At 68.3% G+C, this 25,831-nt stretch carries 19 protein-coding genes, 2 pseudogenes and 1 riboswitch; of the genes and pseudogenes, 7 read left to right on the plus strand and 14 right to left on the minus strand.

Annotation, left to right across the window (positions count from 1 at the left end; all coding sequences use genetic code 11):
• Nucleotides 1-211: 211 nt before the first annotated feature.
• The 3 genes and pseudogenes from uvrA to AC3AP7_RS10285 all read right to left on the minus strand — a co-directional run.
• Nucleotides 212-6,352 (minus strand): excinuclease ABC subunit UvrA, encoded by a 6,141-nt coding sequence (gene uvrA, locus AC3AP7_RS10275; protein WP_475767989.1) that lies wholly within the window; start codon nt 6,350-6,352, stop codon nt 212-214.
• Between the two features lie 381 nt (nt 6,353-6,733).
• On the minus strand, nt 6,734-7,396 hold the full coding sequence (locus AC3AP7_RS10280) for a dihydrofolate reductase family protein (protein WP_475763377.1): 663 nt from the start codon (nt 7,394-7,396) through the stop codon (nt 6,734-6,736).
• Between the two features lie 350 nt (nt 7,397-7,746).
• Nucleotides 7,747-7,950 (minus strand): annotated as a pseudogene (locus AC3AP7_RS10285) (class I SAM-dependent methyltransferase); the annotation flags it as partial.
• A gap of 360 nt (nt 7,951-8,310) precedes the next feature.
• Here AC3AP7_RS10285 and AC3AP7_RS10290 point away from each other — a divergent pair.
• Nucleotides 8,311-9,657, plus strand: coding sequence for an MFS transporter (locus AC3AP7_RS10290; RefSeq protein WP_475767987.1), 1,347 nt, complete (start codon nt 8,311-8,313; stop codon nt 9,655-9,657).
• Between the two features lie 190 nt (nt 9,658-9,847).
• Here the strand turns inward: AC3AP7_RS10290 and AC3AP7_RS10295 are convergent, their stop codons facing one another.
• Nucleotides 9,848-10,054 carry a hypothetical protein gene (locus AC3AP7_RS10295; protein WP_475763375.1) on the minus strand — a complete coding sequence of 69 codons (207 nt, stop codon included), beginning with the start codon at nt 10,052-10,054 and terminating at the stop codon, nt 9,848-9,850.
• On the opposite strand from AC3AP7_RS10295, the gene AC3AP7_RS10300 reads away from it, so the two are divergent.
• Nucleotides 10,038-10,532, plus strand: a complete 495-nt coding sequence (locus AC3AP7_RS10300; protein WP_475763373.1) for a hypothetical protein — start codon at nt 10,038-10,040, stop codon at nt 10,530-10,532. The two genes, AC3AP7_RS10295 and AC3AP7_RS10300, sit on opposite strands and share 17 nt — an antisense overlap.
• Nucleotides 10,533-10,650: 118 nt before the next feature.
• Here AC3AP7_RS10300 and AC3AP7_RS10305 read toward each other — a convergent pair whose 3' ends face one another.
• Both AC3AP7_RS10305 and AC3AP7_RS10310 read right to left on the minus strand, forming a co-directional pair.
• On the minus strand, nt 10,651-11,190 hold the full coding sequence (locus tag AC3AP7_RS10305) for a YbaK/EbsC family protein (protein WP_475763371.1): 540 nt from the start codon (nt 11,188-11,190) through the stop codon (nt 10,651-10,653).
• Between the two features lie 183 nt (nt 11,191-11,373).
• Nucleotides 11,374-11,676, minus strand: coding sequence for a DUF4148 domain-containing protein (locus AC3AP7_RS10310; RefSeq protein WP_475763369.1), 303 nt, complete (start codon nt 11,674-11,676; stop codon nt 11,374-11,376).
• 283 nt (nt 11,677-11,959) lie between these two features.
• Between AC3AP7_RS10310 and AC3AP7_RS10315 the strand changes: the two are divergent.
• Nucleotides 11,960-12,397: pseudogene (locus tag AC3AP7_RS10315) on the plus strand (fumarylacetoacetate hydrolase); the annotation flags it as partial.
• A 55-nt stretch (nt 12,398-12,452) separates the two neighbouring features.
• Here the strand turns inward: AC3AP7_RS10315 and crcB are convergent.
• Together crcB and AC3AP7_RS10325 are read right to left on the minus strand one after the other, a co-directional pair.
• Nucleotides 12,453-12,845 carry a fluoride efflux transporter CrcB gene (gene crcB, locus AC3AP7_RS10320; protein WP_475763367.1) on the minus strand — a complete coding sequence of 131 codons (393 nt, stop codon included), beginning with the start codon at nt 12,843-12,845 and terminating at the stop codon, nt 12,453-12,455.
• A gap of 61 nt (nt 12,846-12,906) precedes the next feature.
• A riboswitch (Fluoride riboswitch) is annotated at nt 12,907-12,970 on the minus strand.
• A 78-nt stretch (nt 12,971-13,048) separates the two neighbouring features.
• Nucleotides 13,049-14,296 carry a DUF1479 domain-containing protein gene (locus AC3AP7_RS10325; RefSeq protein ID WP_475763365.1) on the minus strand — a complete coding sequence of 416 codons (1,248 nt, stop codon included), beginning with the start codon at nt 14,294-14,296 and terminating at the stop codon, nt 13,049-13,051.
• Nucleotides 14,297-14,391: 95 nt separating this feature from the next.
• On the opposite strand from AC3AP7_RS10325, the gene AC3AP7_RS10330 reads away from it, so the two are divergent.
• Nucleotides 14,392-15,366 carry a cupin domain-containing protein gene (locus AC3AP7_RS10330; RefSeq protein ID WP_475763363.1) on the plus strand — a complete coding sequence of 325 codons (975 nt, stop codon included), beginning with the start codon at nt 14,392-14,394 and terminating at the stop codon, nt 15,364-15,366.
• A 162-nt stretch (nt 15,367-15,528) separates the two neighbouring features.
• On the opposite strand, the gene AC3AP7_RS10335 is transcribed toward AC3AP7_RS10330, so the two are convergent.
• From AC3AP7_RS10335 to AC3AP7_RS10350, 4 genes are read right to left on the minus strand one after another with little or no spacing between them, the layout of a single operon-like run.
• Complete coding sequence (locus AC3AP7_RS10335) at nt 15,529-16,263, minus strand: ABC transporter ATP-binding protein (RefSeq protein WP_475763361.1); 735 nt, start codon at nt 16,261-16,263, stop codon at nt 15,529-15,531.
• The gene (locus tag AC3AP7_RS10340; protein ID WP_475763359.1) at nt 16,251-18,065 is read right to left on the minus strand and encodes a branched-chain amino acid ABC transporter ATP-binding protein/permease; all 1,815 of its coding nucleotides are present in this window, start codon (nt 18,063-18,065) and stop codon (nt 16,251-16,253) included. The genes AC3AP7_RS10335 and AC3AP7_RS10340 overlap by 13 nt, the downstream gene beginning before the upstream one ends.
• 3 nt (nt 18,066-18,068) lie before the next feature.
• Nucleotides 18,069-18,968 (minus strand): branched-chain amino acid ABC transporter permease, encoded by a 900-nt coding sequence (locus AC3AP7_RS10345; RefSeq protein ID WP_475763357.1) that lies wholly within the window; start codon nt 18,966-18,968, stop codon nt 18,069-18,071.
• 31 nt (nt 18,969-18,999) lie between these two features.
• The gene (locus AC3AP7_RS10350) at nt 19,000-20,187 is read right to left on the minus strand and encodes a branched-chain amino acid ABC transporter substrate-binding protein (RefSeq protein ID WP_475763355.1); all 1,188 of its coding nucleotides are present in this window, start codon (nt 20,185-20,187) and stop codon (nt 19,000-19,002) included.
• 399 nt (nt 20,188-20,586) lie between these two features.
• Between AC3AP7_RS10350 and AC3AP7_RS10355 the strand changes: the two genes are divergently transcribed.
• Complete coding sequence (locus tag AC3AP7_RS10355; protein ID WP_475763353.1) at nt 20,587-21,036, plus strand: SRPBCC family protein; 450 nt, start codon at nt 20,587-20,589, stop codon at nt 21,034-21,036.
• 25 nt (nt 21,037-21,061) lie between these two features.
• Here the strand turns inward: AC3AP7_RS10355 and AC3AP7_RS10360 are convergent, their stop codons facing one another.
• Nucleotides 21,062-22,627 (minus strand): methyl-accepting chemotaxis protein, encoded by a 1,566-nt coding sequence (locus AC3AP7_RS10360; protein WP_475763351.1) that lies wholly within the window; start codon nt 22,625-22,627, stop codon nt 21,062-21,064.
• Between the two features lie 377 nt (nt 22,628-23,004).
• On the opposite strand from AC3AP7_RS10360, the gene AC3AP7_RS10365 reads away from it, so the two are divergent.
• Nucleotides 23,005-23,361 (plus strand): DUF1493 family protein, encoded by a 357-nt coding sequence (locus AC3AP7_RS10365; RefSeq protein ID WP_475763349.1) that lies wholly within the window; start codon nt 23,005-23,007, stop codon nt 23,359-23,361.
• Nucleotides 23,362-23,455: 94 nt separating this feature from the next.
• The gene (locus AC3AP7_RS10370) at nt 23,456-24,706 is read left to right on the plus strand and encodes an IS256 family transposase (protein ID WP_475763347.1); all 1,251 of its coding nucleotides are present in this window, start codon (nt 23,456-23,458) and stop codon (nt 24,704-24,706) included.
• Between the two features lie 186 nt (nt 24,707-24,892).
• Here the strand turns inward: AC3AP7_RS10370 and gcvA are convergent, their stop codons facing one another.
• Entirely contained in the window at nt 24,893-25,789 is an 897-nt protein-coding gene (gene gcvA / locus AC3AP7_RS10375) for a transcriptional regulator GcvA (RefSeq protein WP_475763345.1), read from the minus strand.
• Nucleotides 25,790-25,831 lie beyond the last annotated feature (42 nt).

Raw genomic sequence — 25,831 nt, forward strand, 5'->3', positions numbered from 1 at the left:
GGTTCCGGGTCGACATCAAGGATTTTGACGTCACGTACTACATCCCGCAAGCCGGCATGAGTGCGCGCGCATTTTTCATGGTGACGCTGAAATCGCTCTTCAGTCCACAGGCTCGATCGTTGCTCGGCGGACGCTCACTCACCCTCGGCATGCTGGAAGAGGCCATGATCAAGGGGAAATGGCCGCGCGACCCATGATGTTTTCAAGTGCGTCACGCGGAATCGACGCGCTTCGTCGCGCGCGCCACGCGCACCTCCGGCGCCTCGTCCGCGTCCCGCGCGTCCTGCGCGGGCTGGCGCGCGAGCACCGGGCGCAGCGCTTCGCCGGTATGGCTGCCGGCCACCTGGGCGAGCCCTTCCGGATCGGCCGCGCCGACCACGGTGCCGCCGCCGGTGCCGCCTTCCGGGCCGAGGTCGATGATCCAGTCGGCTTCCGCGATCACGTCGAGGTCGTGCTCGATCACGATCACGCTGTGGCCGCCGTCCGCGAGCCGGTGCAGCACGCTGATCAGGCGGGCGACGTCGGCCATGTGCAGGCCGACCGTCGGTTCGTCGAGCACGTACAGCGTGTGCGGCGCTTTCTGGCCACGCCGCGTGATGTCGTCGCGCACCTTGCTCAGCTCGGTGACGAGCTTGATGCGCTGCGCCTCGCCGCCCGATAGCGTCGGCGACGGCTGCCCGAGCGTCAGATAGCCGAGCCCGACGTCCTGCATCAGCTTCAGCGGATGCGCGATGCTCGTCACCGCGTCGAAGAAATCGACGGCTTCGTCGATCTCCATCGTGAGCACGTCGCCGATGTTCCTGCCGCGCCACGTCACCGCCAGCGTCTCCGGATTGAAGCGCTGGCCGTGGCAGACGTCGCACGGCACCTTCACGTCCGGCAGGAAGCTCATGCCGATCGTGCGCACGCCCTGCCCTTCGCACACGGGGCACCGTCCGTCGCCGGTATTGAACGAGAAGCGCGACGCGCTATAGCCGCGCGCGCGGGCTTCCAGCGTGCCGGCAAACAGCTTGCGGATCGCGTCCCACACGCCGATGTAGGTAGCCGGGCACGAGCGCGGCGTCTTGCCGATCGGCGTCTGGTCGACTTCGAGCACGCGGTCGATCGCTTCCCAGCCGCTCAGGCCCGTGCAGCCTTGCCAGTCGTGCGTGACGTGAAGCGGCGCGTGCGCCGCGCCACGGCCCGCGCTGCCCGCGCTGCCCGCGCTGCCCGCGCTGCCCGCGCTGCCTGCGCTGCCTGCGCTGCTGGCGGCCTGCTGCGCGACGGCCGCGCGCGCGCGGCGCGTGGCCGGCGACGACAGCACCGAGCGGCCGACCGCGTCGAGCAGGTTCGTCATCAGCACGTCGCGCGCGAGCGTGGACTTGCCCGAACCGGACACGCCGGTCACCGCGACGAGACGCCCGAGCGGCAGGCTCACCGTGATATCGCGCAGGTTGTGCAGATGCGCGCCGTGCACGGTGAGCCACTGCCCGGGCTGCGCCGGCGCGCCGCGGCGCGCCGGCACGACCGTGCGGCGCGGCTGCAGCGGATGGACGATCGGCTGCGCGAGAAAGCGCCCGGTCACCGACGCCGGCTGCGCGGCGAGATCGGCGACGCCGCCCGCCGCGACCAGCGTGCCGCCGCGTTTGCCCGCACCCGGCCCGATGTCGATGATGTGGTCGGCGCGCCGGATCGTGTCCTCGTCATGCTCGACGACAACCAGCGTATTGCCCTTGTCGCCGAGCTTGCGCAACGCGTTCAGCAGGATCTGGTTGTCGCGCGGATGCAGGCCGATGGTAGGCTCGTCGAGCACATAGCAGACGCCCTGCAGGTTGCTGCCAAGCTGCGCGGCAAGCCGGATGCGCTGCGCCTCGCCGCCGGACAGGCTCGGCGCCGCGCGATCGAGGCTCAGATAGCCGAGCCCGACCTCCTCGAGGAACTGCAGCCGGCTGCCGATCTCGCTGACGACGTCGCGCGCGATCTGCGCGTCGCGGCCCGCGAGCTGCAGGCCGTCGATCCAGCGGCGCGTGCCGGACACCGTCCATTGCGCGATCTCGACGATCGGATGCGCGTCGAACGTCACCGCGCGCGCCACCGGATTGAGCCGCGTGCCGCCGCAATCCGGGCACGGCGTGTCGCCGACGCCTTCGGGCTCCTGCTCCTCCGACGGCAGGCTTTGTTCGCGCCCGCGGCCGTCTTCGGCGAGCACCGTGTCGTCGAACGCGGCACGCTGCTCGCGCGTCAGCGCGAGACCGGTGCCGACACAGCCGGTGCACCAGCCGTGCTTGCTGTTGTACGAGAACATGCGCGGGTCGAGTTCCGGGTAGCTGGTGCCGCACACCGGGCACGCGCGCCGCGTCGACAGCACCTTGACCTCGCCGAACGGCGCGCCCGCGCTGCCCGCCTGCAGCCATTGCGCGAGCCCGTCGAGCGGCGCGAGCAGATGCATCACGCCCTTGCCGAGTTCGAGGGTCTCGTCGAGCAGCTGGCGCAGCGGGGCCTCGTTGTCCGCCGACACGACGAGGTCCGCGACCGGCAGCTCGATCGTGTGCTCGCGGAAGCGGTCGAGGCGCGGCCACGGATCGACCGGCACGAACGCGCCGTCGACGCGCAGATGCGTGTTGCCGCGCGCCTTCGCCCACTTCGCGAGATCGGTGTAGACACCCTTGCGGTTCACGACCAGCGGCGCGAGCAGGCCGACGTGCTGGCCCTTGTGGTCGCGCAGCAACTGCGCCGCGATCGACTCGACGCTTTGCGAGGTGACCGGCGTGCCGTCGTGCACGCAGTGCTGCAGGCCAAGCTTCACGTACAGCAGGCGCAGGAAGTGCCAGACTTCCGACGTGGTCGCGACCGTGCTCTTGCGGCCGCCGCGCGAGAGCCGCTGCTCGATCGCGACGGTCGGCGGAATGCCGTAGACCGCGTCGACCTCGGGACGCCCGGCCGGCTGCACGATCGAGCGCGCGTACGCGTTCAGCGATTCGAGGTAGCGGCGCTGGCCCTCGTGAAACAGGATGTCGAACGCGAGCGTGGACTTGCCCGAGCCGGACACGCCGGTGATCACGCTGAAGCGGCCGTGCGGAATATCGACGTCGAGCGCCTTCAGGTTGTGCTCGCGCGCGTTGACGATGCGCACGACGTCCTCGCCCTCGACCTCGCGCCGCGCGCGCGCCGCCTTCAGCGCCTGCTGCAGCGGCACGCCGGACGGCTCGCCGAACGATGCGCCCGGCAACTCGCCCGCCGCGGACGCGCCGAGCGCCGCGGCGTACTGCTTCAGCGCGGCGCCGGTATGCGACGCGGCGCACGCGACCACGTCGTCCGGCGTGCCCGCGCAGACGACCTGGCCGCCCGCGTCGCCGCCTTCGGGGCCGAGATCGATCAGCCAGTCGGCCGCACGGATCACGTCGAGGTTGTGCTCGATCACGACGAGCGAGTGGCCGCCGGCGAGCAGCTTGCCGAACGCCTGCATCAGCTTCGCGATGTCGTCGAAGTGCAGGCCCGTGGTCGGCTCGTCGAACATGAACAGGCGCGCGACGGCCGGGGCCGCGCCGGCGCCGGCCTTCCCGTCCTTCCCGTCCTTCCCGTCCTTCCCGTCCTTCCCGTCCTTCCCGTCCTTCCCGTCCTTCCCGTCCTTCCCGGCCTTCCCGGCCTTCCCGGCCTTTTGCGCCTTTTGCGCCTGCGCGGTCTCGGCGAGGAAGCCCGCGAGCTTCAGCCGCTGCGCCTCGCCGCCCGAGAGCGTCGGCACCGGCTGGCCGAGCTTCACATATTCGAGGCCGACGTCGACGATCGGCTGCAGCACGCGCAGCACCTCCGCGTCGCCGGCGAAGGCCGCCACGGCCTCGCTGACGGTCAGCTCCAGCACGTCCGCGATGCTGAGCGCGTGCGCGCCGCGCGCGATCTTCACTTCGAGCAGTTCGGGCCGGTAGCGCCGGCCGTCGCAGTCCGGGCAGCGCAGATAGACGTCGCTCAGGAACTGCATCTCGACGTGCTCGAAGCCCGATCCGCCGCAGGTCGGGCAGCGGCCGTCGCCCGAATTGAAGCTGAACATGCCGGGCCCGTAACCGCGCTGCTGCGCGAGCGGCACCTTCGCGAACAGCTTGCGGATCTCGTCGAACGCGCCGACGTAGCTGGCCGGATTCGAGCGCGCGGTCTTGCCGATCGGCGACTGGTCGACGAACACCACGTCGCCGATCTGCGCGGCGCCGGCGAGCCGCCGGTGCGCGCCCGGCGATTCGGTGGCGATGCCGAGCTGGCGCGCGAGCGCCGGATACAGCACGTCCTGGATCAGCGTGGACTTGCCCGAGCCGGACACGCCGGTGATGCAGACAAGCCGCCCGAGCGGAATGGCGGCCGTGACGTCCTGCAGGTTGTGCTCGGACGCGCCTTCGAGCACGATGCGCGGCGTGTCCGGCGTGACCGGCCGGCGCGCCCAGTGCGCGGCGTCGGCGACGTGGCGGCGCCCGGCGAGATAGTCGCCGGTCAGCGTGCCGGCGCCGCGGATCTCGCGCGGCGTGCCGTCGAAGATGATCGAGCCGCCGCGTTCGCCGGGGCCCGGTCCCATGTCGATCAGCCGGTCGGCGGCCAGCATCACCGACGGGTCGTGCTCGACCACCACCAGCGTGTTGCCGGCGTCGCGCAGCCGGTGCATTGCCTCGACGATCCGGTTCAGGTCGCGCGGATGCAGACCGATGCTCGGTTCGTCGAGCACGAACAGCGTCTTCGTGAGCGACGTGCCGAGCGCGGTGGTCAGGTTGATGCGCTGCACCTCGCCGCCCGACAGCGTGCGGCTTTGCCGGTCGAGCGTCAGGTAGCCGAGCCCGACGTCGCACAGGTACTTCAGGCGCGTGCGGACTTCCGCGAGGAGCAGTTTGAGCGCGTCGTCGAGCAGCGCGCCGGGCAGCGTCAGCGTGTCGAAAAAGCGCTGGATCCGCGCGATCGGCAGCAGCATCAGGTCGTGCACGGTAAGGCCCGGCAGCGCTTCGAGCTGCGCGCGGCGCCACGCGACGCCGCGCGGCAGGAAGCGGCGCGCCGGCTCCAGCACGGCATCCGCGTTCTCGCGGGTGCCGAGGCGCCACAGCAGCGCCTCGGTCTTCAGACGCGCGCCGCCGCAGGTTTCGCAGGGCGTGTAGCTGCGGTACTTCGACAGCAGCACGCGGATGTGCATCTTGTACGCTTTCGATTCGAGGTACGCGAAGAAGCGCCGCACCCCGTACCAGTGGGTCTGCCACTTGCCGTTCCAGTCCGGCGCGCCGCCGATCACCCAGTCGCGCTCGGCCTGCGTGAGCGCCTCCCAGGGCGTGTCGCGCGGGATGCCGGCCTTCGCCGCATAGCGCATCAGGTCGTCCTGGCACTCTTTCCACGCGGGCGTCTGCATCGGCTTGATCGCGCCCTCGCGCAGCGTCTTGCGCGCATCGGGGATCACGAGGCCGAGATCGACGCCGATCACGCGGCCGAAGCCGCGGCACGCGTCGCACGCGCCGTACGCCGAGTTGAACGAGAACAGCGCGGGCTGCGGCTCCGCGTAGCGCAGGTCGCTGTCCGGGTTGTGCAGGCCGGTCGAGAAGCGCCAGATCTGCGGCCCGGCGGCGCCCGGCGCGTCGCCTGCGGCGGCCGGCGGAGCCTGAGGATCCTGCGGCAGCACGTAGACGTTCACGCGGCCGCTGCCGCGCTTGAGCGACGCCTCGATGGCCTCGATCACGCGGGCCTTGCCGGCCGAACCGATGCGCAGCCGGTCGGCCACCACGTCGAGCACCTTGCGCGGCCCGGTGGGCGACGCGACCTCGCGCTGCGCCTGAACGCGCGTGTAGCCGCTCGCGGAGAGCCACTGGCTGACCTCGTCGTCGCTTGCCGAGTCCGGCAACTCGACCGGGAACGTGACGACGAGACGCGGATCGTCCTGCGCGCAGCGCGCCGCGAGTTCCGCGTAGATCGTCTCGGGCGAGTCGTGCCGCACCGGCTGCGCGGTCTCGCGGTCGAACAGCGCGGCCGCGCGCGCGTACAGCAGCTTCAGGTGGTCGTTCAGCTCGGTCATCGTGCCGACCGTCGAGCGCGAGCTGCGCACCGGGTTGGTCTGGTCGATTGCGATGGCGGGCGGCACGCCGTCCACCCGCTCCACCTGCGGCCGGTCCATCCGGTCGAGGAACTGGCGCGCGTAGGCGCTGAAGGTTTCGACGTAGCGGCGCTGCCCTTCGGCATACAGCGTATCGAACACGAGGCTCGACTTGCCCGAACCCGACGGGCCGGTGACGACCGTCATCTGGCCGGTCTGCAGGTCCAGATCGAGGTTCTTCAGATTGTGCTGACGCGCGCCGCGAATGCGGATTTTTCCAGTAGTAGACACGTTGTCCGACCGTCCGAATGAGAGCGCCGGGCGCAGCCGCCAAAGCGCGGCGGCGCGGCTGCGGCGAGCCCCGCGCCGCCGGATGGGCGGTGTCGCGGGACGCCATGGAAGGGGACACTATACTGTATGTCCATACAGTTTTCTATCCGCGTGACGGAAGCGGGCGATGCGGGCTTCTACGCGGTCATACGGCCCGCAGGGCGGGAACCGACCCATGCCGTCGTTCCGGGTACGACGGATGCACCGTCAGAACTCACATTGACGACGCACCCCGGCCTTCCTCGCGCGGCAGCTTCGTGCAGCGCCGATTGCGCTTCGTCAGCCGACACCCCGAAAACAATCGCTCATACCCCGCTCGCCCCCCGACATCCGGGCCAAAACCGCATCCTGGCAACCCTGTCGCCATTCACGCAACAGTCAGGCATCGGCATGAGAATGACGCCGCAGCACCCCATGCATGGCCTTCTCCGACGGCACATATTCAACGCATTCGTACCCCAACGCCCGCAGATCGACGCCGTCGAACAGCGACGCTCCCCGCCCGAGCAAAACCGGCGCGATCGCGAAATGCAGTTCGTCGACGAGCCCCGCGCGCAGATACTGCCGGATCGTGTCCGGCCCGCCGCCGATCCGCACGTCCATTGCGCCGGCGGCCTCGCGCGCGCGGTCGAGCGCCTCGCGAATGCCGCCGGTGACGAAGTGGAACGTCGTGCCGCCTTCCATCTCGATCGACGGCCGGGCATGGTGGGTCAGGATGAAAACGGGCACGTGATACGGGGGACTGTCTCCCCACCAGCCTTTCCAGTTCATGTCGGGCCAGTCGCCCCGAACGGGACCAAACATGTTGCGCCCCAGGATCCACGCGCCGACGTTCCGAAAGCCACGGGCGGCAAAATCATCGTCGACGCCGGTCGTCCCGCCGTCCTTCCCGAACAGGGTCCGCTGGAACGTGCGTGTCGGGAACAGCCACTGGTGCAGTTCCATCCCGCCCACGCCGAGCGGATGATCGATGTCCTGATCCGGACCGGCGCCGAATCCGTCCAGCGAAATGGTGAAGCCTGCGACGCGAACACGTGTCATTGTCTGCCTCCGTCTGGATGCCCCGGCAACCGACGGACACCGACGTCCGTCGCAGGGAGCGATTCTGTCGTCACCGCGCGTCGTTTCCGAGCCGCGCCGGTATGACCGTCCGTTTACCGCACCTCGATGAAGGCCGTCAATCCGGATCGATGCGCTTTACCACCCCTGCTTCACCACCCCCGCTTTACCACCCCGTCACGCCCCCGACGCTGCCACGACCGCACAGGGACGGACGCTGACGCCCGACGGCGCGGCGTTCGTGCTGGCGGGTTCGTCTTCGTCGACGCTCGGCGATGCCTGATCCTGCCGTCGCCACGCGTGCGCGCCCCTGCCGCGCGCGTCGTTCGACGCTAGCCCGGTGCGCCCTCCTTGACGAAAGCCAGTCGGCTCCACGTCACGCCCATACGCCGGTTGCCGCGCTGCAACGATTCGGTCTGGAGGTTCAACACGGTTCGCCATCCATGAGCCTTCGCGAGCTCGATGGTCTCTTGCGCCGAAACGTCGAACATCCGCCGGCCCGCCGGAACCGGGCCGTGGCGCAACGACAGGGCCAGCACGGCGCCGTCGGAACGAGCGGCATGATGCACCGATGGTGCTCCGCAAACGCGATGTCCCGCCATTGCCCGATGAGCACGGGCGCGTTCTCCGCGTAGCCTTGCGTGCCGCTCGCAGGAATCGACACCAGCGCCCTCCGGGTATCCGTGTGTCGGCAAGTGTGCCAGAGTGCGGCCGGTCCGGCGCCGCTGCCTGTCCGGGCAGCGCGCGATGCGTAAATCGTCGGCACCGTCGCCGGCGAGCGACACGTCATCGCACGAGCGATGCCATAATCGCAGCTTCGCCGCGTTGACGTAGCCACTGCCCTCATGTTCTCCGTCCCGAAAGCGCTTCTCCCCCCGCTCATCGTCGCGTGCGCGATGTTCATGGAAAGCGTCGACGGAAACGTGATCGTCACCGCGCTGCCCGCCATGGCGCGCGACTTCGGGCGCGATCCCGTCACGCTGAAGATCGCGGTGACGAGCTACGTGGTCGGACTCGGCGTGTTCATCCCCGTGTGCGGCTGGTTCGCGGACCGCTTCGGCGCGCGCTCGGTGTTCCGCACGGCCATCGGCATCTTCGTCGCCGGCTCGCTGCTGTGCGCGGCGTCCGGCTCGCTCGTCACGTTCACGCTTGCGCGCTTCGTGCAGGGCGTCGGCGGTGCGATGATGGTGCCCGTCGGGCGGATCATCATCTTCCGGGTCGTGCCGAAGTCCGAGTTCATCCGCGCGATGAACTACCTGAGCGTGCCGGCCATGCTCGGGCCGGCCGCGGGGCCGCTGCTCGGCGGCTTCATCACGACGTACCTGCACTGGCGGCTGATCTTCTTCATCAACGTGCCGGTGGGGCTGCTCGGCATCTGGCTCACCAACCGCCACATCGCCAACTCGCGCGAGCCGCATCCGGGGCCGCTCGACTGGATCGGCTTCGTGCTGTCGGCCGGCGGCGCGGCGCTGTTCCTGCTGGGCCTGTCGCTGGTGGGCGGCAAGACCGGATCGAACGGCAACGCGCTCGCGCTGTGCGGACTCGGCGCGGTGCTGCTCGCGATCTACGTGCCCTACGCGCTGCGCATCGAGCGGCCGCTGCTCGATCTGCGCTTCCTGCGCGTCGCCACGTATCAGGCGAGCGTGCTCGGCGGTTCGCTGTTTCGCATCGGGCTCGGCGCGCTGCCGTTCCTGCTGCCGCTGCTGCTGCAGGAAGGGCTCGGACGAACGGCGTTCGAGTCGGGCCTGATCACCTGCGCGTCCGCCTTCGGCGGCATGTTCATGCGCACGCTCGCGTCCACGGTGCTGCGCCGCTTCGGCTTTCGCCAGGTGCTGATCGTCAACGCGGCGCTGTCGGGCCTCTCGATCGCGATCTGCGGCACCTTCTTCCCCGGCACGCCGACGTGGTGGATCTGGCTCATCGTGCTGCTCGGCGGCTTTTTCCCGGCGCTGCAGTTCACCAGCCTGAACTCGCTGATCTACGCGGACATCGACAGCCGCGACGTGGGCCGCGCCACGAGCCTCGGCAGCGTCGTGCAGCAGATGTCGCTCGGCCTCGGCGTGACGATCGGCGGAATCGTGCTGCAACTCTCGCAGACGCTGCACGGACATGCCCAGATCGCATGGAGCGATTTCTGGCCCGCGTTCCTCGTGGTCGGCCTGTGCTCGTTCGCCTCGATTCCGGTCACGCGCCGCCTGCCGCCGCAGGCCGGCGACGATATCGCGCGCGGCACGCGCGGCTGAACGCGCCGCGGGCAAGGTGACTGCCCGCGCGGCCATGCGGGTTGCGCGGGTTGCGCGGGTTGCGCGGGTTGCGCGGGTTGCGCGGGTTGCGCGGACATCATACGCACGACAACCACGACAGGCGCTGCGCCGTCCGCCCGATCCCGGCCCGCGACACCGGCACGCGTGCCCGTGCGCGCCGATGCGCGCTCTAGTCCTTCGCGGGACGGCCGGTCTTGACGGTTTCCACCGCCGCGACTGCTGCGAGAAAATCCTCGCTCGACGCACGTTCGAGCAGCAGCAGTCCCGCCCGCAGCACCTCGCTCTTCTTCACTTCGAGCCCTGCCTGCAGGCCTTTCTGCTTCAGCATGGCAATCTTCGCATAGTCGGACTTCGGCATCGTGAAGCTGTCGCGCACGACCTTTTCCTTCTTCAATGCGTCTTTCTTCGGCGCATTCTTTTTCACGGTTTCCTTCTTCACCGCGCCTTTCTTTGCGACGTCCTTTCTCGCGCGAGACGCCTTGCCGTCCGCCGCGACTGGGGCCGGTGCCGCAACGCTCGTCTCCACCGCTGCCGGATCGGCTGCGGCTGCGGCTGCGGCGCGGGGCTTGCGCGCCGGGGTCGCCGTCACGCGCGCGTCGGCTTTCGCCTTTGCGCCCGTCTTTGCGCCCGTCTTTGCGTTCGTCTTTGCGACTGTCTTTGCGTTCGTCTTCGGGGACGCGTCGGCTTTCGCATCGGCCTGGGGCTTCGCTCGGGCCGCAGCCCGGCCGCGCACCGCCTGCGGTGCGGCGGCCGCGGCGTCGGCACCGTCGGCGGACGCGCTCTTCGGAAAATGGAAGGCCTTGCGGGTCGGCTTCCTGACGCCCGGTTCGTTCATCACATGCTCCCTTTCTTAAACGGTATAAACAGTATATACCGTTTTAGGGTGCTCTCCGTGTGGGCGCAGCGCGTCCGCACGCGGCGCGCAACTCCAACCCTGTGATCAGGCGCCGGCCAGAAAACGCACGGCGTCGTTCAGTCCGCCGGCAACGTCAGCGCCGCGACCTCGCAGTTCGCCAGCGCGCGCAGCAACGCCGGGTCGAGCAGCAGTTTCGCGACGCGCACCCCGGCGCCCATCACGACCTGGCGGCGCGCCATCACGGCCGCGTCGACCAGGATGCGCCAGTCGGCCGGCACGCCAAATGCGGTGATCCCGCCAAACTCCATCCCGCTTTGCTCGACCGCCAGCTCGCGCTTCGCGAACGACAGCCGTTGCGCGCCGAGATGCGTCTTCACCGCGCCGTTGATGTCGAGCCGCAGCGCACCGAGCGTGACGATGGCAGCGTACTGCTCGGCCCCGTCTTTCCGATAGCGGATCACAATTGTGTTCGCGCAGTCTTCGAGGCCGAAGCCGTAGCGCGCACTGAAGGCGGCGGTATCCGACGCGTCGTCGCTGACGCTGAAGACCGCGACGCCTTCGGCCGGCAAATGCGCAATCACATGCGCCGGAAGATGATCGCCGAGCGCGCCGGCGGGGATCAGATCGAGCTGCGGGACGGATTCGTGCGAGTGCATGGCGGGCCGGCAATGGAGGACTGCCCGCTATTTTATCGGCTCGTGCGCCAGCGTGCAGCGTGCACGGCGACGCCGCACGGCAACCGGCCGTCGTGGACCGTGCGCGCCGCGCGCGGCGTCGCACGCCACATGACGGACAGGCGGATCATCCGGCGCAGGCGGAGCCGAAGCATGCGCGCACGCTCAGCTGCCCAGTCCCGGCGACAGGGCCGCATCGCCAGATAATCTGCAATCCGAACGATATTTTTCGATCAGACGGGCGCGCGCATCGTCGAGGTCCGGCGAGTAGTTGTCGATTGCGGGCCGATAACCGACCGACTCCAGTTCGGTCAGCTCGCGCATCAGGTCCCGGTGCGTCACCACGCCGTGAGCCGGCGCAAACGGGTACGCGTGGCACTCGGCGGGCGTGAGCGTGGTCGAAGCGAGCGCCGATGCGCTCAGCACCGCCAGCGCGGCGGGCACGATCAATCTGAAGCAGCGTTTCATGAATGTCTTCCTCCAGGGCGTCCCGCTCGCACCGGATCAACGGTGCGAGGCAGTCTGACGCGGGACGGCGGCAGGGGAAAGGTCAGGACTGCGTGGCTAGCGTAGGGGGGCGGGACTGTCGCACACGCGTCGCGCCGGTGAAGATTCTTTTAAGGTCCGCGCGGCATCGACGATGCGCGATAACGGCGGCGGCGCTGCGGCACATCGCACGTTACAGCGTCTGCGCGATCCGGCTCGCAATGCGCGCGATGCCCGTCGCGATGCGCCGCTCCCGACGGCTATCGAGAAAGACAACAACGGCTCGTGCGCGATCGGACCTTTCGTGCAGCTGTTCGACGACGCCTTCACGCTCGACACGGTGCGCGCGGCGAGCGTGTCGCTGCGCATCGAAGGCGCGGACGGCTTCGTGCTCGAAGGCGTGAGCCACATGGCCGAGATCAGTCGCGATCCGCTCGAGCTCGTCAGTCAGACCTGCGGCCCGCATCACCAGTACCCGGACGGCTTCATGCTGTTTCTCGGCACGATGTTCTCGCCGGTCAAGGACCGCGACAGCGAAGGCGGCCGCTTCACGCATCATCTGGGCGACGTCGTGACGATCTCGACGCCGTCGCTCGGCGCGCTCGTCAACACCGTGGGCCTCTCCACCGGGATCGCACCGTGGACCTTCGGCGTACGCGCGCTGTACCGCAGCCTCGCGGCGCGCGGTCTGATCGCCGGCTAGACGCGCCCGCGTGCGGCGCCGCCACGCATGATGCGCATCGCACGCATCACGCGCGCTACGCGAGCGCGACGCGCGCGACCGCGCTCACTGTCGCGATGCCGAGCGTCGTCATCAGCAGCGACGCACCGACATGGACGACGATCTCGCACGCCGCCCAGCCGAAGCGGCCCTGCTGCAGATCGGCCACGACTTCCGCGGAAAACGTCGAGAAAGTCGACAGACCGCCCATCAGCCCGGTGATGACGAACAGCCGCCACGCGCCCGGCAGCTCCGGCAGCCGCGCGAAGAACGCGACCGCGACGCCGATCACATAACCTGCGATGAGATTGGCCGCGAGCGTGCCAGGCGGAAGGTCGGGAAACAGGCCGTTGAGCCGCAATCCGAGCGCCCAGCGCAGCAACGAGCCCAATGCGCCGCCCGTTGCGACAGCAAGAATCGAGAGATACATGACGATGCCCCAGAAAGAAACACGTGCGGCGCGAGCCGCGCACAAAGGCGTGCTCGCGTGACGGGTTGTAGGCATCATCGGCTCGGAACGAGCGGTTAAGGGAGAATGCCATCTCCAGGTGCGGAGTCTATCATTCCGACTCCGTGCGTCAAGGCATTCCGCGCGCCGTGCGCACGGCGCGCGGAACGCCCTGCCCCCTCCCGCTACCGGTCGCAGCCGAGCTGCCGCCGGCCGGCCGCGCTCAGATCCGCTTCGCCCGCGCGGCCGCTGAAGCCGGTTTCGAAGTGATCCGCGGGAAAATCCGGCGGGCTCTCGCCGCTCAGGAAAGCCGGCCACTGACGCTTCAGATAAGCGTCGTTCTTCGCGCAGCCCGGCGCGGCCGCAATGTACATCACGTTGCTGTAGCCGGCGCCGCGATGCGCGTCCTCGACCGCATGAATCACGTCGCTGTGCCAGAACACCGCGTCGCCTGGCTGCATCGGCGGAATCGACGATAGCGCGTCGTGCAGCGGCGCATGCCAGCGCGGACTGATCGACAGCGCGCGGCCGGGCCGCGCGCCGCACAGGTCGTCGTCGGCGACGTCGTCCTGCAGCGCACGCAGCAGCACATAGACCATCGCGTTCGCCATCGGCACCAGTTGCAGCGTGCCGTCGCCCGGACCCTGCGGGGTGAGCGCGGTCCATCCCTGGAAGGTGCGGAACATCGAGCACACGGCGGGCGACGCGATCTCGCGCGCCGCGGGACGATAGGCCGCGTCGAACGCGTCGTAGCGACGCCAGTCGCCGCTGAACACGTGCCGGTAGACGCGCCGGAAGCCGTCGTCGAGCCAGCGCTCGACCGAGCCGCCGTCGCAATGCGCGGACAGTCCGAGCGACGCGGAGCCGGGCGGCCTGCGCCGCAGGCGGTCCGCGTACACGCTCACGCGGTCCGGGTCGAAGTGCGTGCGCCCTTCGCTTTGCCACTTCCACAGGCGGTTCAGGAAGATGCGCGTCAGCGTGAGTTCGGGCGACTGGCGGGCCTCCACCTGCGGCGGCGACCAGTAGATGCCGTAGATCTGCGGCTTGCCGGACGCGAGGTTGCCGAAATAGCGGTCTTCGGCGCGGCGCGCCAGCTTTTCGTCGAGGCGATTGCGGTCGACGTACTGCGCGATCGCGTCGTCCCACGCGGCCGCGCGCGACGCATCGAACACGCCGCGCACGACGCACGCGCCGCGCGTCCTGAGCGCCGCGATCGCCGCGTCGCTCACGCACTGGCCGGCGATGTCCGCATAGGCGATCTCCGGGATCACCGCCTCGCCGCGCTGCCGCTGCGCGACGATGTGCGCCGCCTGGCGACGGATATCGTCCTCGACGTCGCGGAATACCTCGCGATAATGCGGCAGGTTCTGCCGCAACTGGCGCTTCGCGGCGCGAATCGCCGCGGGCAGGTCTTCGATGTGCAAGGCGTCCAACGTCGGTCTCCGGGTGAGTGAAAGTGCCCACAGGTTAGCGCCGCGCGCGCATCCGAAGCGATACAATCCGGACAGCCTTTTTGCGCATTCAGACAATGAAACCCGCGTACGAACACGTGACGATGGACGCCGGCTGCTCGATCCGTGTGTTCCACCGCAAGCTGCCGCGCATTCCGTTCGAGTGGCACCGCCATCCCGAGTACGAGCTGACGCTCACGCTGAACAGCCGCGGCAAGCGCTATATCGGCGATTCGATCGGCCACTACGGGCATCACGACCTCGTGCTCGTGCCGCCGGACTTGCCGCATACGTGGTCGTCGAACCGCTCGATCGACGCGCTCGCGCCGCAGGTGGCTGTCGTCGTCTGGTTCGACGGCGACTGGGCGCGGCGCATCGCCGACTGCTGCGCGGAATACGAGGCGCTGCGCAAGTTGCTGCGGCGCGCCGCGTGCGGGCTCGCGTTCGCGCCCGAGGTGGGCGCGGGGACCGCGCAGCGGCTCGATGCGCTGCTGTCGCCGGCGCCGCGCGCGCGGCTCGGCGCGGCACTCGACCTCCTGTGCGCACTCGCGGACTGCGACGCCACGCCGCTCGCGTCGCCCGCCGCGTTCGACGACGTGCACACCGGGCGGCCGTCCGGGCACGAGCCGGAGCGCATCGACCGCGCGCTCGCCGTGATCGACGCCCGCTTCGCGCAACGCGTCACGCTGCGCGAACTGGCCGAGGCGGCGCGCCTGTCCGAACGCACGCTGAACCGCTACTTCGTGCGGCACCTCGGCGAAAGCGTCGGGCAGTACCTGACGCGCGTGCGGATCGGCCACGCATGCCGGATGCTCGCCGACACGACGTGGCCCGTCTCGGTGATCGCATCGCGCGCCGGCTTCCCGAACGTCGCGAACTTCAACCGGCAATTTCGCGCGCTCAGGCAGACGACGCCGCTTGCATGGCGTCGTGCGTTCGCGGGGGGCGGCGGCGTCGCCGAGGCAGCAACGCCGCTCGACGCGCGGCCGCCGTCGCTGGATGCGCTCGCCGGCGGACCGCACAGGCCGCGACGCAGCGGGCGATCCGTTTGAGCGCCGCGGCCGCATGCTTCATCGACTGCCTGATCGGAACGATCCGCGCGAGCATCGATGCCGCGACGCCCCAGATGCGACGGCTGCTGCATTCGGTCGAGTGGCTGCTCTAGCGGCGTTGCGCACGCACCGCGCCCGCCATTGCCAGCGCCATTGCCAGCGCTATCGAGCCAGGCCCGCTCCGCTGCCGCCCAGATACGCCGCCTGCACGCGGCTGTCCTTCATCAGCGTCTGCGCGGGGCCGCTCAGCGCGATGCGGCCGCTTTCGAGCACGTATGCACGCGACGCGATCTTCAGCGCCTGGCGCGCGTTCTGCTCGACCACGAGAATGGACGTCCCCTCGCGGCTGATCTGCCCGATCATGCCGAAGATCGCGCGCACGAGCTTCGGCGCGAGCCCCATCGACGGCTCGTCGAGCACGACGAGGCGCGGCTTGAGCATCAGCGTGCGCGCGATCGCGAGCATCTGCTGCTCGCCGCCGCTCAGCGTCCCCGCGAGCTGGCTGCGGCGTTCGAGCAGACGCGGAAACGTCTCGTACAGCGCCGTCATGCGCGCGTCGAGCACGGCCGCGTCGCGCCGGATCAGATAGCCGCCGAGCCGCAGGTTCTCCTCGACCGTCAGCGCGCTGAAGATGCGCCGCCCCTCCGGCACGTGCCCGAGCCCGAGCGGCACGATGCGGTGCGCGGGCCAGCCGTTCACGACCTGCCCGTCGAGTGCGATCTCACCGGCGCGCGGCCGGATCAGCCCTGAAATCGCCCGCAGCGTCGTCGTCTTGCCGGCGCCGTTGCTGCCGAGCAGCGCGACGATCTCGCCCTCGCCGACCTCCAGCGAGATGCCGTGCAGCACCTCGACCTTGCCGTAGTTCACGTGCAGATCGCGAATGCTCAGGAGTCCCACAGCGACGCCTCCCCGGCCTTGCCGTCGTCGGCCGTCTCGTCGGTGTCGGCCGTGCCCAGATACGCGTCGATCACGCGCGGATCGGCCTGGATGCGCGCAGGCTCCCCCTCGGCGATGACCACTCCGTGATCCATCACGACGATGCGGTCGGACACGCCCATCACCAGCATCATGTCGTGCTCGATCAGCAGCACCGTCACACCGTGCGCCCGAATGCGGCGGATCAGCTCCATCAGCGCCTGTTTCTCGGTCGGATTCATCCCGGCCGCCGGCTCGTCGAGCAGCAGCAGGCGCGGATGGCTCGCGAGCGCGCGGGCGATTTCGAGCCGCCGCTGATCCCCATATGGCAGGTCCGCCGCGCGCTCCCACGCGCGCGCGCGCAGTCCGACGAAGTCGAGCCACGCGAGCCCGTCGGCCGCATGCCGCGCCGTCTCCGCGCGCGCGGACGGCAGCCCCGCCAGCTCGGCGACGACCGGCGCGCGGAAGCGATGGTCCATGCCGACCAGCACGTTCTCGAACGCCGTCATGTCGCCGAACAGCCGGATGCCCTGAAACGTGCGCGCAATCCCGCGATGGACGATGCGGTGCGGCGCGCCGCCCGCGAGCGGCACGCCGAGCCAGCGCACCTCGCCGCCGGTGAGCCGGATCACGCCCGTCAGGCAGTTGAACACGGTGGTCTTGCCCGCGCCGTTCGGCCCGATGATGCTCAGGATCTCGCCGGCCGTCACCGTGAACGACACGTCCGCCACCGCGCGCACTCCGCCGAAGCGCCGCTCGATGTGGCGCACGTCGAGCAGCATCTCGCCGGGCACGACCGCGCGCACCGGCGCGGCGCCGGCCTCGTCGTCCGCCGCGCGCGGCGGCACGGCGCGGCGCGGCGATGCGGGCCACAATCCTTGCGGACGCAACAACATCAGGATCACCAGCGCGATCGCGAAGCCGAAGATGCGCCACAGGCTCAGAAAGCGCAGCATCTCCGGCAGCCCGGCGACGATCACCGCGCCGATCAGCACGCCGGGAATGCTGCCGCGCCCGCCGAGCACGACGATGATCAGGATCGTCACCGACTGCAGGTACGTGAAGCCGGTCGGGTCGATCGTGCCGAAACGCGCGGCGAACAGGCTCCCGCCGAGCCCGCCGATCAGCGCGCCCATCACGTATGCGAGCAGCTTCGTGCGCAGCGTCGGCACGCCGACCGCCTCGGCGGCCGACTCGTCCTCGCGGATGCTGGTCCACGCGCGGCCGAGGCGCGACTGGCCGAGACGGATCGCAAACACCAGCACGCAGCCGACGAACACGATGCCGAGTTCGTAGACCGCGCGCGGCGATGCGATCTCATAGCCGAACAGGCTCGGACTCGCGATCCCGTAGATGCCGTTCGGCCCGCCGGTGATGTCGAGGTTGGTGGCGATGATGCGCACGATCTCGCCGAAGCCGAGCGTGACGATCGCCAGATAGTCGCTGCGCAGCCGCAGCGTCGGATAGCCGATCACGATGCCCGAGGCGCCCGCGAACACGAGGCTGAACGGCAAGGTCTCCCAGAACGACAGATGCAGCAGCGTCTCCATCATCGCGGTCGTGTAGGCGCCGATCGCGAAGAACGCCGCGTAGCCGAGGTCGAGCAGCCCCGCATAGCCGACCACGATGTTCAGCCCGAGCCCGAGGATCGAGTACGTGACGATCGTGAGCGCCACGTCGACGATGTAGTTGCTCGCGACCGCCGGCAGCGCGGCCGCCGCGGCAAACAGCCCGAAGCCGGCGACGCGGCGCGGCACGGCGGACGAGGGGGCGAGCGCGCGCACCGGCTACATCCTCTCGACCACGCGTTCGCCGAACAGCCCGGTCGGCTTCACGACGAGCACGGCGATCAGCACGCCGAACACGAACACGTCGGTCCATTGCGACGACACATAGCCCGCGCCGAACGCTTCGAGCAGCCCGATCAGGATGCCGCCCGCCATCGCCCCCGGAATATTGCCGATCCCGCCGAGCACCGCGGCGGTAAACGCGCGCAGTCCCAGCACGAAGCCCATGAAGAAGTTGATCTGCGTGTAGTAAAGCCCCTCCATCACGCCGGCCACCGCCGCGAGCGCCGAGCCGACGAAGAACGTCAGCTGGATCAGCCGCTCGACCTCGATGCCCATCAGGCGCGCGGCGTCCTGGTCGATCGCGAGCGCGCGCATCGCGGTGCCAATGAACGTGTGATGCACGAAGAAGTAGAGCGCGAACATCAGCGCGAAGCTCGCGCCGACGATCCCGACCTGCGCATACGTGATCTGCACGCCGCCGATGAAAAAACCCGCTTGCGTGAGCAGGTGCGGGTAGGTCTTGAAGCCGGCGCCGTACAGCAGCAGCACGCCGTTTTCGAGCGCGAGCGACACACCGAGCGCGGTGATCAGGATCGACAGCCGCGGGGCACGCAGCAGCGGCTGGTACGCGAGCCGCTCGATCGCGAGACCGAGCAGGCCCGTCGCCAGCATCGACACGACGAGCGCCGCGACCAGCGCGACGAGCCACGGCAGATGCGTGGCCGCCAGCGCGGCGAGCGTGGTCCAGCCGAGGAACGCGCCGACCATGAAGAGATCGCCGTGCGCGAAGTTGATCAGCCGGATGATCCCGTAGACCATCGTGTAGCCGAGGGCGACGAGCGCGTAGAACGAGCCGATCGTCAGCCCTTCGACGACGAACTGGAAGAATGTGCTCATGGCGGCAACCCGTGGACGAGGACTGCCCGCGCTACTTCATCGCCACCCACTTCCCGCTGTCGTTCAGCATTTCGTATGGCTGGAACGCGTCGTTGCGCACGATCACCGTGATGTACACCGCGTGGCTGCGGTCGCCCTTCGCGTTGAAGCCGATCGACCCGGTCACGCCCTTGTAGTCGCGGATCTTATGCAGCGCGGCGACGACGTCGGCCGGCTTCGTGGACTTCGCATCCTCGATCGCCTTCGCGGTCACGCCGACCGCGTCGTATTCGTAGACCGAATACGGCCCGGGGCCCTGTCCATATGCTTTCGTATAGCCGTCGACGAAGCCGTGCGCGCTCGACAGGAACTGCGCGAGCGGCGCGGTCGTCACGATCATCCCGTCGGCGGCCGCGCCGGCCGTCTTGAACAGCGTCGGATCGTTGGTGCCGTCGCCGCCCATGAAAGTCGCCTTGTAGCCGAGCTGGCGCGCTTCCTTGACCATCAGCCCCGCTTCGGCGAAGTAGCCGGTGTAGTAGATCACGTCGGGCTTGAGCGCGTTCACCCGCGTGAGCGTCGGCGAATAGTCCATCTGCCCGGCCGTGATCGAGTTCGCGTACACGACATCGACGCCGTCCTTCTTCAGCGCCTCGACGGTGTTCTGCGCGAGCCCCTTCGAATACGTCGTGTTGTCGTCGATCACCGCCGCGCGCTTCGCGTGCAGGACATTCTTCATGAAGCTGGCGGCGAACGGACCCTGCTCGTCGTCGCGTCCGATCGTGCGGAACACGTTGTCCCAGCCCATCTCGGTCAGTTGCGGATTGGTCGATGCGTCGAGCACATAGGGAATGCCCGCCCGGTGGAACGCCGTCAACTCGGGCAGCGCGGCGCTCGAACAGTAGCCGCCCGCCACCGCGACCACGCCCGCGTCGATCAGCTTCTGCGCGGCCTGCACCGCGGTCTGCGCATCGCAGGCATCGTCTTCCGGGATCAGTTCGATCTTCTTGCCGAGCACGCCGCCCGCCGCATTGATCTTCTCGGCGGCGAGCTTCGCGCCGTTCAGGATGTCGGTGCCGGCGTTCGCCGAGCTGCCCGACAGCGGAACCGGCACGCCGATCCTGATCGTATCGCCCTGGCTGTAGACGGCGGTGGGAACGAGGCCGGCCGACACGGCGAGCGCGACGAGCGGCACAACGGTGGTCAGTTTCGTGCGAAAAGCGCCTTCATTTCGAATAGCCATATCGTTCTCCTTGTTGTGGAACAGTGGCGCAATCGGTCGAAAAGCGTCTGACGAACGGCCCCGCGGGCTCCCGCGCGGCGGCGGCACGCAGCAAAAATCCGGCACCCCGGCCGCAGGGCCCGGGAAAGCATATCCCCGGGTTACCCCGAAAGCGCTGGATTCATCATAGATCGCTCTGTCGCCAGTATGAAGGAAGAGGAAACACGTAGATCGCGCCGCCTTGCCGCGCTGCCGCTCCTGCGACAGCCTGCGCGCGGGCCGCGCGGCACACGGTGCGGTATTCAACAGTTCCTTACATCGCGCCCGCCGCGCTCAGGCATGATGACGGTCGCGGCCCGCCGCATCCGTGCTCCCATCCGGGCGCGTCCGGCGAGCCGGTCCCTGACACAGGAGATGCCCATGCCTGCCCACACGATCCGCCTTCACCGCGTGATCCGCACGACGCCCGAGCGCCTGTACCGGGCGTTTCTGGACGCCGATGCGCTCGTCAAATGGCTGCCGCCGCACGGCTTCACCGCACGGGTCCACCAGCTCGACGCGCGCATCGGCGGCCATCACCGGATGTCGTTTGCGAACTTCACGACCGGAGACAGCCACGCGTTCGGCGGCGAATACCTCGAACTCGTGCCGCACACGCGGCTGCGCTACACCGATCGCTTCGACGACCCGAACCTGCCCGGCACGATGGAGGTGACGGTCACGCTGCGCGAGGTGGCGTGCGGCACCGAGTTGCAGATCGTCCAGGAAGGCGTGCCCGAGGCGATTCCGGCCGAGGCCTGCTATCTCGGCTGGCAGGAATCGCTTGCGCTGCTGATCGCGCTCGTCGAACCGGAGATCCGCCCCGGCTAGCCGCGCGCGCCAGTGCGCGCGACGCTCACGCATGCGCGGGGTCGCGCAGCCGGAACTGCGCGACCGCAGCGGTGAGGCGTGTGCTCTGCTCTTCGAGCGACAACGCCACAGCCGACGCTTCCTCGACGAGCGCGGCATTGCGCTGCATCGTCTGCTCCATCTGCGTGACCGTGACGTTGACCTGCTCGATCCCGCACGACTGCTCGTCGGACGCGATGCTGATCTCGCCCATGATCGTATTGACGCGTCCGACGGCTTCGACGAGTTCGTCCATCGTCGAGCCCGCCTGCGCGACGAGGCCGCTGCCGTCCTCGACGCGGCGGGCCGACGCGCCGATCAGTTCCTTGATCTCTTTCGCGGCGGCCGCGCTGCGCTGCGCGAGCGCGCGCACCTCGGTCGCGACGACCGCGAAGCCGCGGCCCTGCTCGCCGGCGCGCGCCGCCTCGACGGCCGCGTTCAGCGCGAGGATGTTGGTCTGGAACGCGATGCTCTCGATCACGCCGACGATGCCGGAAATCCGCGCGGAACTCTCCGCGATCGCCGACATCGTCGCCACCACGCGCTGCATCGCCTCGCCGCCGCGCGACGCGATGCCGGCCGCGCCTTCGACATAGGTCCGCGCATCGCGCGCGTTGTCCGCGTTCTGGCGCACCGCCGCGGTCAGCTGCTCGACGCTCGCGGCCGCCTGCTGCAGCGAGACCGCCTGCTGCTCGGTGCGTCCCGACAGATCGACGTTGCCGCTCGCGATCGCCCGCACGTCGCCGACGATCGTCTCCGTGCTCGCGCGCACCTGCCTGACCGTCGCGGTGAGACCGGCCTGCATCTGCTGCAGCGCGTTCAGCAGATAAGCCATTTCGTTTTCGCGGGCGATCACGACGGTGCCGGTCAGGTCGCCCTTCGCGATCCGCTCGAAGTGATCGACGGCCGCGTCGATCGGCTCGACGATCGCCTTCGCGAGCGCGCGCTGCGCGAACAGGCCGACGACCAGCGCGAGGCCGGCCACCGCGCCGAGCGCCCAGACGATCCGGTGAAAACGCGCGGCGGCCGCGTCGTAGCGGGCCTTTTCGCGCGCGACCTGAAAATTTTCGAGCGCGCCGATCGCATCCTGATAGGCGGCGAAAAGCGCAGGGGGTGCCGCGTGCAGCGTGTCGAGGAAATTGAAGCCGTCATCGTGATCGAGTTGCGACAGCGCTTTCAGGAACACCTGATCGAGCAGCGCGCCCCGCTTCGCGTGCAGCGTGTCGTAGAGCGCCTGCTCCTGCGGCGCGCGGCCGTGCAGATGCGCGTACGCGTCGAGTTCGTCGTTGCTCTGCCGCAGCAACGCATGCAGTTGCGCGATCTCCGCTTTCGCGGGCTGCCCCGCGCTCACGCGCTGCGCGACGTCGCCGAAGCGCTCGCGCAGCACGAGCATGCGCTCGGAACTCGTCTTCAGGTGCAGCAGCGACGCGGTGTCGTCGCGATACATCGCTTCGAGCGATGCATTGCCCGCATACAGGCCGGCAACGCACGCGCCGACGACCAGCACGAGCAGCAGCGTATAGCCGGCGATCGTCGCAGCGAGTCCGCCGCGGATGGTGAACAGTTTTCGCATGACGATGCCCATAACGGGTGGCCGGACGCGTCCGATGACCAGATGGAGGGACCCGGCACGAAAGACGCGCGGCATCGCGCGACGCGGCGATCGTGGGGCTGCAGGCGGAATAACGGCGCATCGGATGAGGGGGTTTTGCGCGGACGCGACTTCGATGTGGCGAATTGCGACATCGCGGCCGCCGGCTTGCGATGCCTGGGGGCGAAGCGCCGGGGAGCGGCGCGGCGTGCGGCCGGGACAGCGGACGAACCCGTCCATGCCGGCCTTTCGGTATGAATCTGGCGCAATGTCGCTTGCCGAAGACGCCTGCGTGATTGGCCGCCATTCGGTTACGACATACAATCGTCTCGCCCGACCAGAAGATAGAATTTTCTGAAATGACCGAATATTCATGGACCAATTTTGAGCATTTCGTCAGAAACGAAGCGGGCTTGTCCCGGTCAGCCGCGCTCTCCCAATCGACCCGATTACATGAAGACCTGAATCTGACCGGTGACGACGCGGGCGCGTTTATGGCAAGTTTTTTTGAAGCATTTCCAGTGGCTGGCGGAGATTACGATTTCCACCGCTATTTCCTGATGGAAGGCGAAGGATTGCTTTATTCGTTCTTTCAGCGCTTTATCATGAGAAAATCGCACACGTTCAGACGCGAGCCGCTCACGTTGGGCCTGCTGTATCAGGCCATTCTCGACCGGAAATGGGATAGCGAGCGACTGGCGCGGCTGGGCAGGTAAATGCGTTTTGCGTCCTGTGTGGAGGAAACATCGCAGCGCATGGGCCTGTCGGGAATTTCGTGTTTAAGGCATAACATGCTCCCAAGGAGAGTTTATGCCTCGCAAACCTAAAGCCCAGCCGGCGGATCTGCCGGCGATTCCCGCCGAGTTGCTTGAGCAGTTCGGCAACGGCCCGATGACAGCCGAAACCATTAGCGCTGCGACGATGGCCTTCAAGAAGGCCCTGATCGAGCGTGCGCTGAACGGAGAGATGAACCATCATCTCGGTTATCCCACTGGCGCGGCCAGGCCGGCCGACGTTACCAACCAGCGTAACGGCCGGGGTGGCAAGACGGTTCTGACCGAGCATGGTCCTGTCCGTATCGAGGTACCGCGCGATCGTGACGGTAGCTTCCAGCCGATCCTGATACCCAAACACGAGCGACGCTTCACCGGCTTCGACGACAAGATCGTCGCCATGTACGCCCGCGGCATGACGGTCCGGGAAATCCAGGGCTTCCTGCTTGAGCAATACGGCACCGAAGTCTCGCCCGACTTCATCAGCTCCGTCACCGACGAAGTCATGGCCGAAGTCACCGCCTGGCAAAGCCGACCGCTTGAGCCGATGTATCCGGTCGTGTTCTTCGACGCCTTGCGCGTCAAGATCCGCGAAGACGCCGTGGTCCGCAACAAGGCTGTCTATCTGGCCTTGGGCGTGCTGCCCGATGGTTCGCGTGACATTCTCGGTTTGTGGATCGAGAACACCGAAGGCGCCAAATTCTGGATGAAGGTATTCAATGATTTGAAGACGCGCGGCATTGGCGACATTCTGATTGCCGTGACCGACGGCCTCAAAGGCATGCCCGAGGCGCTGGCAGCTGTGTTTCCTGCAACGACGCTGCAAACCTGTATTGTCCATCTGATTCGCAATAGCCTGGCCTACGCGAGCTGGAAGGACCGCAAGGCGCTGGCGGCCGCGATCCGGCCGATCTACACTGCGCCGAGCGCCGAAGCCGCGCAGGCCGAACTCGATGCCTTTGCCGAAAGCCCGTGGGGTCAGAAATTCCCGACAGTCAGTGTTGCCTGGCGCAGCGCCTGGGACCGCGTGATTCCGTTCTTCGCGTTCCCCCCGGACATTCGCAAGGTTATATACACTACGAACGCCATCGAGAATGTCAACTCGCAACTACGCAAGATCATCAAGACGCGCGGCCATTTCCCAAGCGACGATGCCGCGACCAAGCTCATCTGGCTGGCATTGCGGAATATCACCGCCGACTGGGGACGCGCAGCAAAAGACTGGAAAGCGGCCATGAACCAATTCGCTATCCTCTACGCGGATCGATTTGTTCGGCCATCCGTGTGATTCTCAACCCCGCCTTGAACACGGAATTCCTGACACCCCCCAGCGCATCGTATTACCCGGACCTCAATCCGCCCCTTCAAGCCGCTTCAAGCCGCTTCAAGCCGCTTCAAGCCTCTTCACGCCTCTTCACGCCTCTTCAAGCCTCTTCAAGCCTCTTCAAGCCTCTTCAAGCCTCTTCAAGCCGCTTCACCCCCCTTCCCCCTCTCCCTCTCCCGCCAGCCACGCACAGAACATCGCTACCCGCTCGTCCGCTGCCTTCGCGTCGGGCACATACGTGCAATAGCTGCGTGACGGCAGCCGCGGACCCGTGAACGGCATCACGAGCCGAGCGGCCGCGAGATCGTCCGCGACGAGCGCGCTCGGGCCCATCGCGATGCCAATGCCGTCGATGGCCGCCTGCAGCGTCAGATAGAAGTGATCGAAGGTCAGACTCGCGGCTGGACTGAGCGATGCGACGCCGGCCTTCGCGAGCCAGTCCGGCCATAGCCGCGGCAGGCTCGACGTATGCAGCAGCGTATGCCCGCGCAGATCACTGGGCGTGCGCGCGGGCACGCGCTGCAGCAGGTGCGGACTGCACACCGGCACGCGCTCCTCGGACAGGAACACGTGCATCGTGTAGCCATAGAACGTATCCGGACCGCCGCGGATGATCACATCGTGCGCGTCCTTCACGCTTTCCACCGGTTCGTTCGACGTCTCGACCTTCACGTCCAGCTCCGGATGCCGGTCGCGAAACCGCGCGAGGCGCGGCACGAGCCAGCGCAACGTGAAGGTGGCGGGTGCGTTCACCGTCAGCGTCCGCGCGACGGCGCCGGCAAGGCCATACGTCGCGCTCGCGCGCGCCAGTTCGTCGAATGCCGGACCGATCCTGTCGAGATAGGCCTTCGCGGCCGGCGTCAGCGACACCCGCCGGTTGTGCCGCTCGAACAGCGCCGTGCCGAACCACGCTTCGAGCAGCCGCACATGCTGGCTCACCGCGCCGTGCGTCACGTGCAGCTCGGCCGCGGCTTCCTTGAAGCTGCCGAGCCGGCCTGCCGCCTCGAAGGCGCGCAACGCATTGAGAGGAGGCAGCGTTCGCTTCATTCAGGTCAGTTTTCGTGACGCAAATGGTCAATTTATCGGGTT

The organism is Paraburkholderia sp. PAMB 6770, assembly GCF_057748135.1.

Excerpts from the sequence above, each read along its gene's own strand:
- AC3AP7_RS10280 (WP_475763377.1), bottom strand. The coding sequence starts at position 7,396 with ATGACACGTGTTCGCGTCGCAGGCTTCACCATTTCGCTGGACGGATTC.
- AC3AP7_RS10290 (WP_475767987.1), top strand. The coding sequence starts at position 8,311 with ATGTTCATGGAAAGCGTCGACGGAAACGTGATCGTCACCGCGCTGCCC.
- AC3AP7_RS10305 (WP_475763371.1), bottom strand. The coding sequence starts at position 11,190 with ATGCACTCGCACGAATCCGTCCCGCAGCTCGATCTGATCCCCGCCGGC.
- AC3AP7_RS10310 (WP_475763369.1), bottom strand. The coding sequence starts at position 11,676 with ATGAAACGCTGCTTCAGATTGATCGTGCCCGCCGCGCTGGCGGTGCTG.
- crcB (WP_475763367.1), bottom strand. The coding sequence starts at position 12,845 with ATGTATCTCTCGATTCTTGCTGTCGCAACGGGCGGCGCATTGGGCTCG.
- AC3AP7_RS10330 (WP_475763363.1), top strand. The coding sequence starts at position 14,392 with ATGAAACCCGCGTACGAACACGTGACGATGGACGCCGGCTGCTCGATC.
- AC3AP7_RS10345 (WP_475763357.1), bottom strand. The coding sequence starts at position 18,968 with ATGAGCACATTCTTCCAGTTCGTCGTCGAAGGGCTGACGATCGGCTCG.
- AC3AP7_RS10350 (WP_475763355.1), bottom strand. The coding sequence starts at position 20,187 with ATGGCTATTCGAAATGAAGGCGCTTTTCGCACGAAACTGACCACCGTT.
- AC3AP7_RS10355 (WP_475763353.1), top strand. The coding sequence starts at position 20,587 with ATGCCTGCCCACACGATCCGCCTTCACCGCGTGATCCGCACGACGCCC.
- AC3AP7_RS10360 (WP_475763351.1), bottom strand. The coding sequence starts at position 22,627 with ATGCGAAAACTGTTCACCATCCGCGGCGGACTCGCTGCGACGATCGCC.
- AC3AP7_RS10365 (WP_475763349.1), top strand. The coding sequence starts at position 23,005 with ATGACCGAATATTCATGGACCAATTTTGAGCATTTCGTCAGAAACGAA.
- AC3AP7_RS10370 (WP_475763347.1), top strand. The coding sequence starts at position 23,456 with ATGCCTCGCAAACCTAAAGCCCAGCCGGCGGATCTGCCGGCGATTCCC.
- gcvA (WP_475763345.1), bottom strand. The coding sequence starts at position 25,789 with ATGAAGCGAACGCTGCCTCCTCTCAATGCGTTGCGCGCCTTCGAGGCG.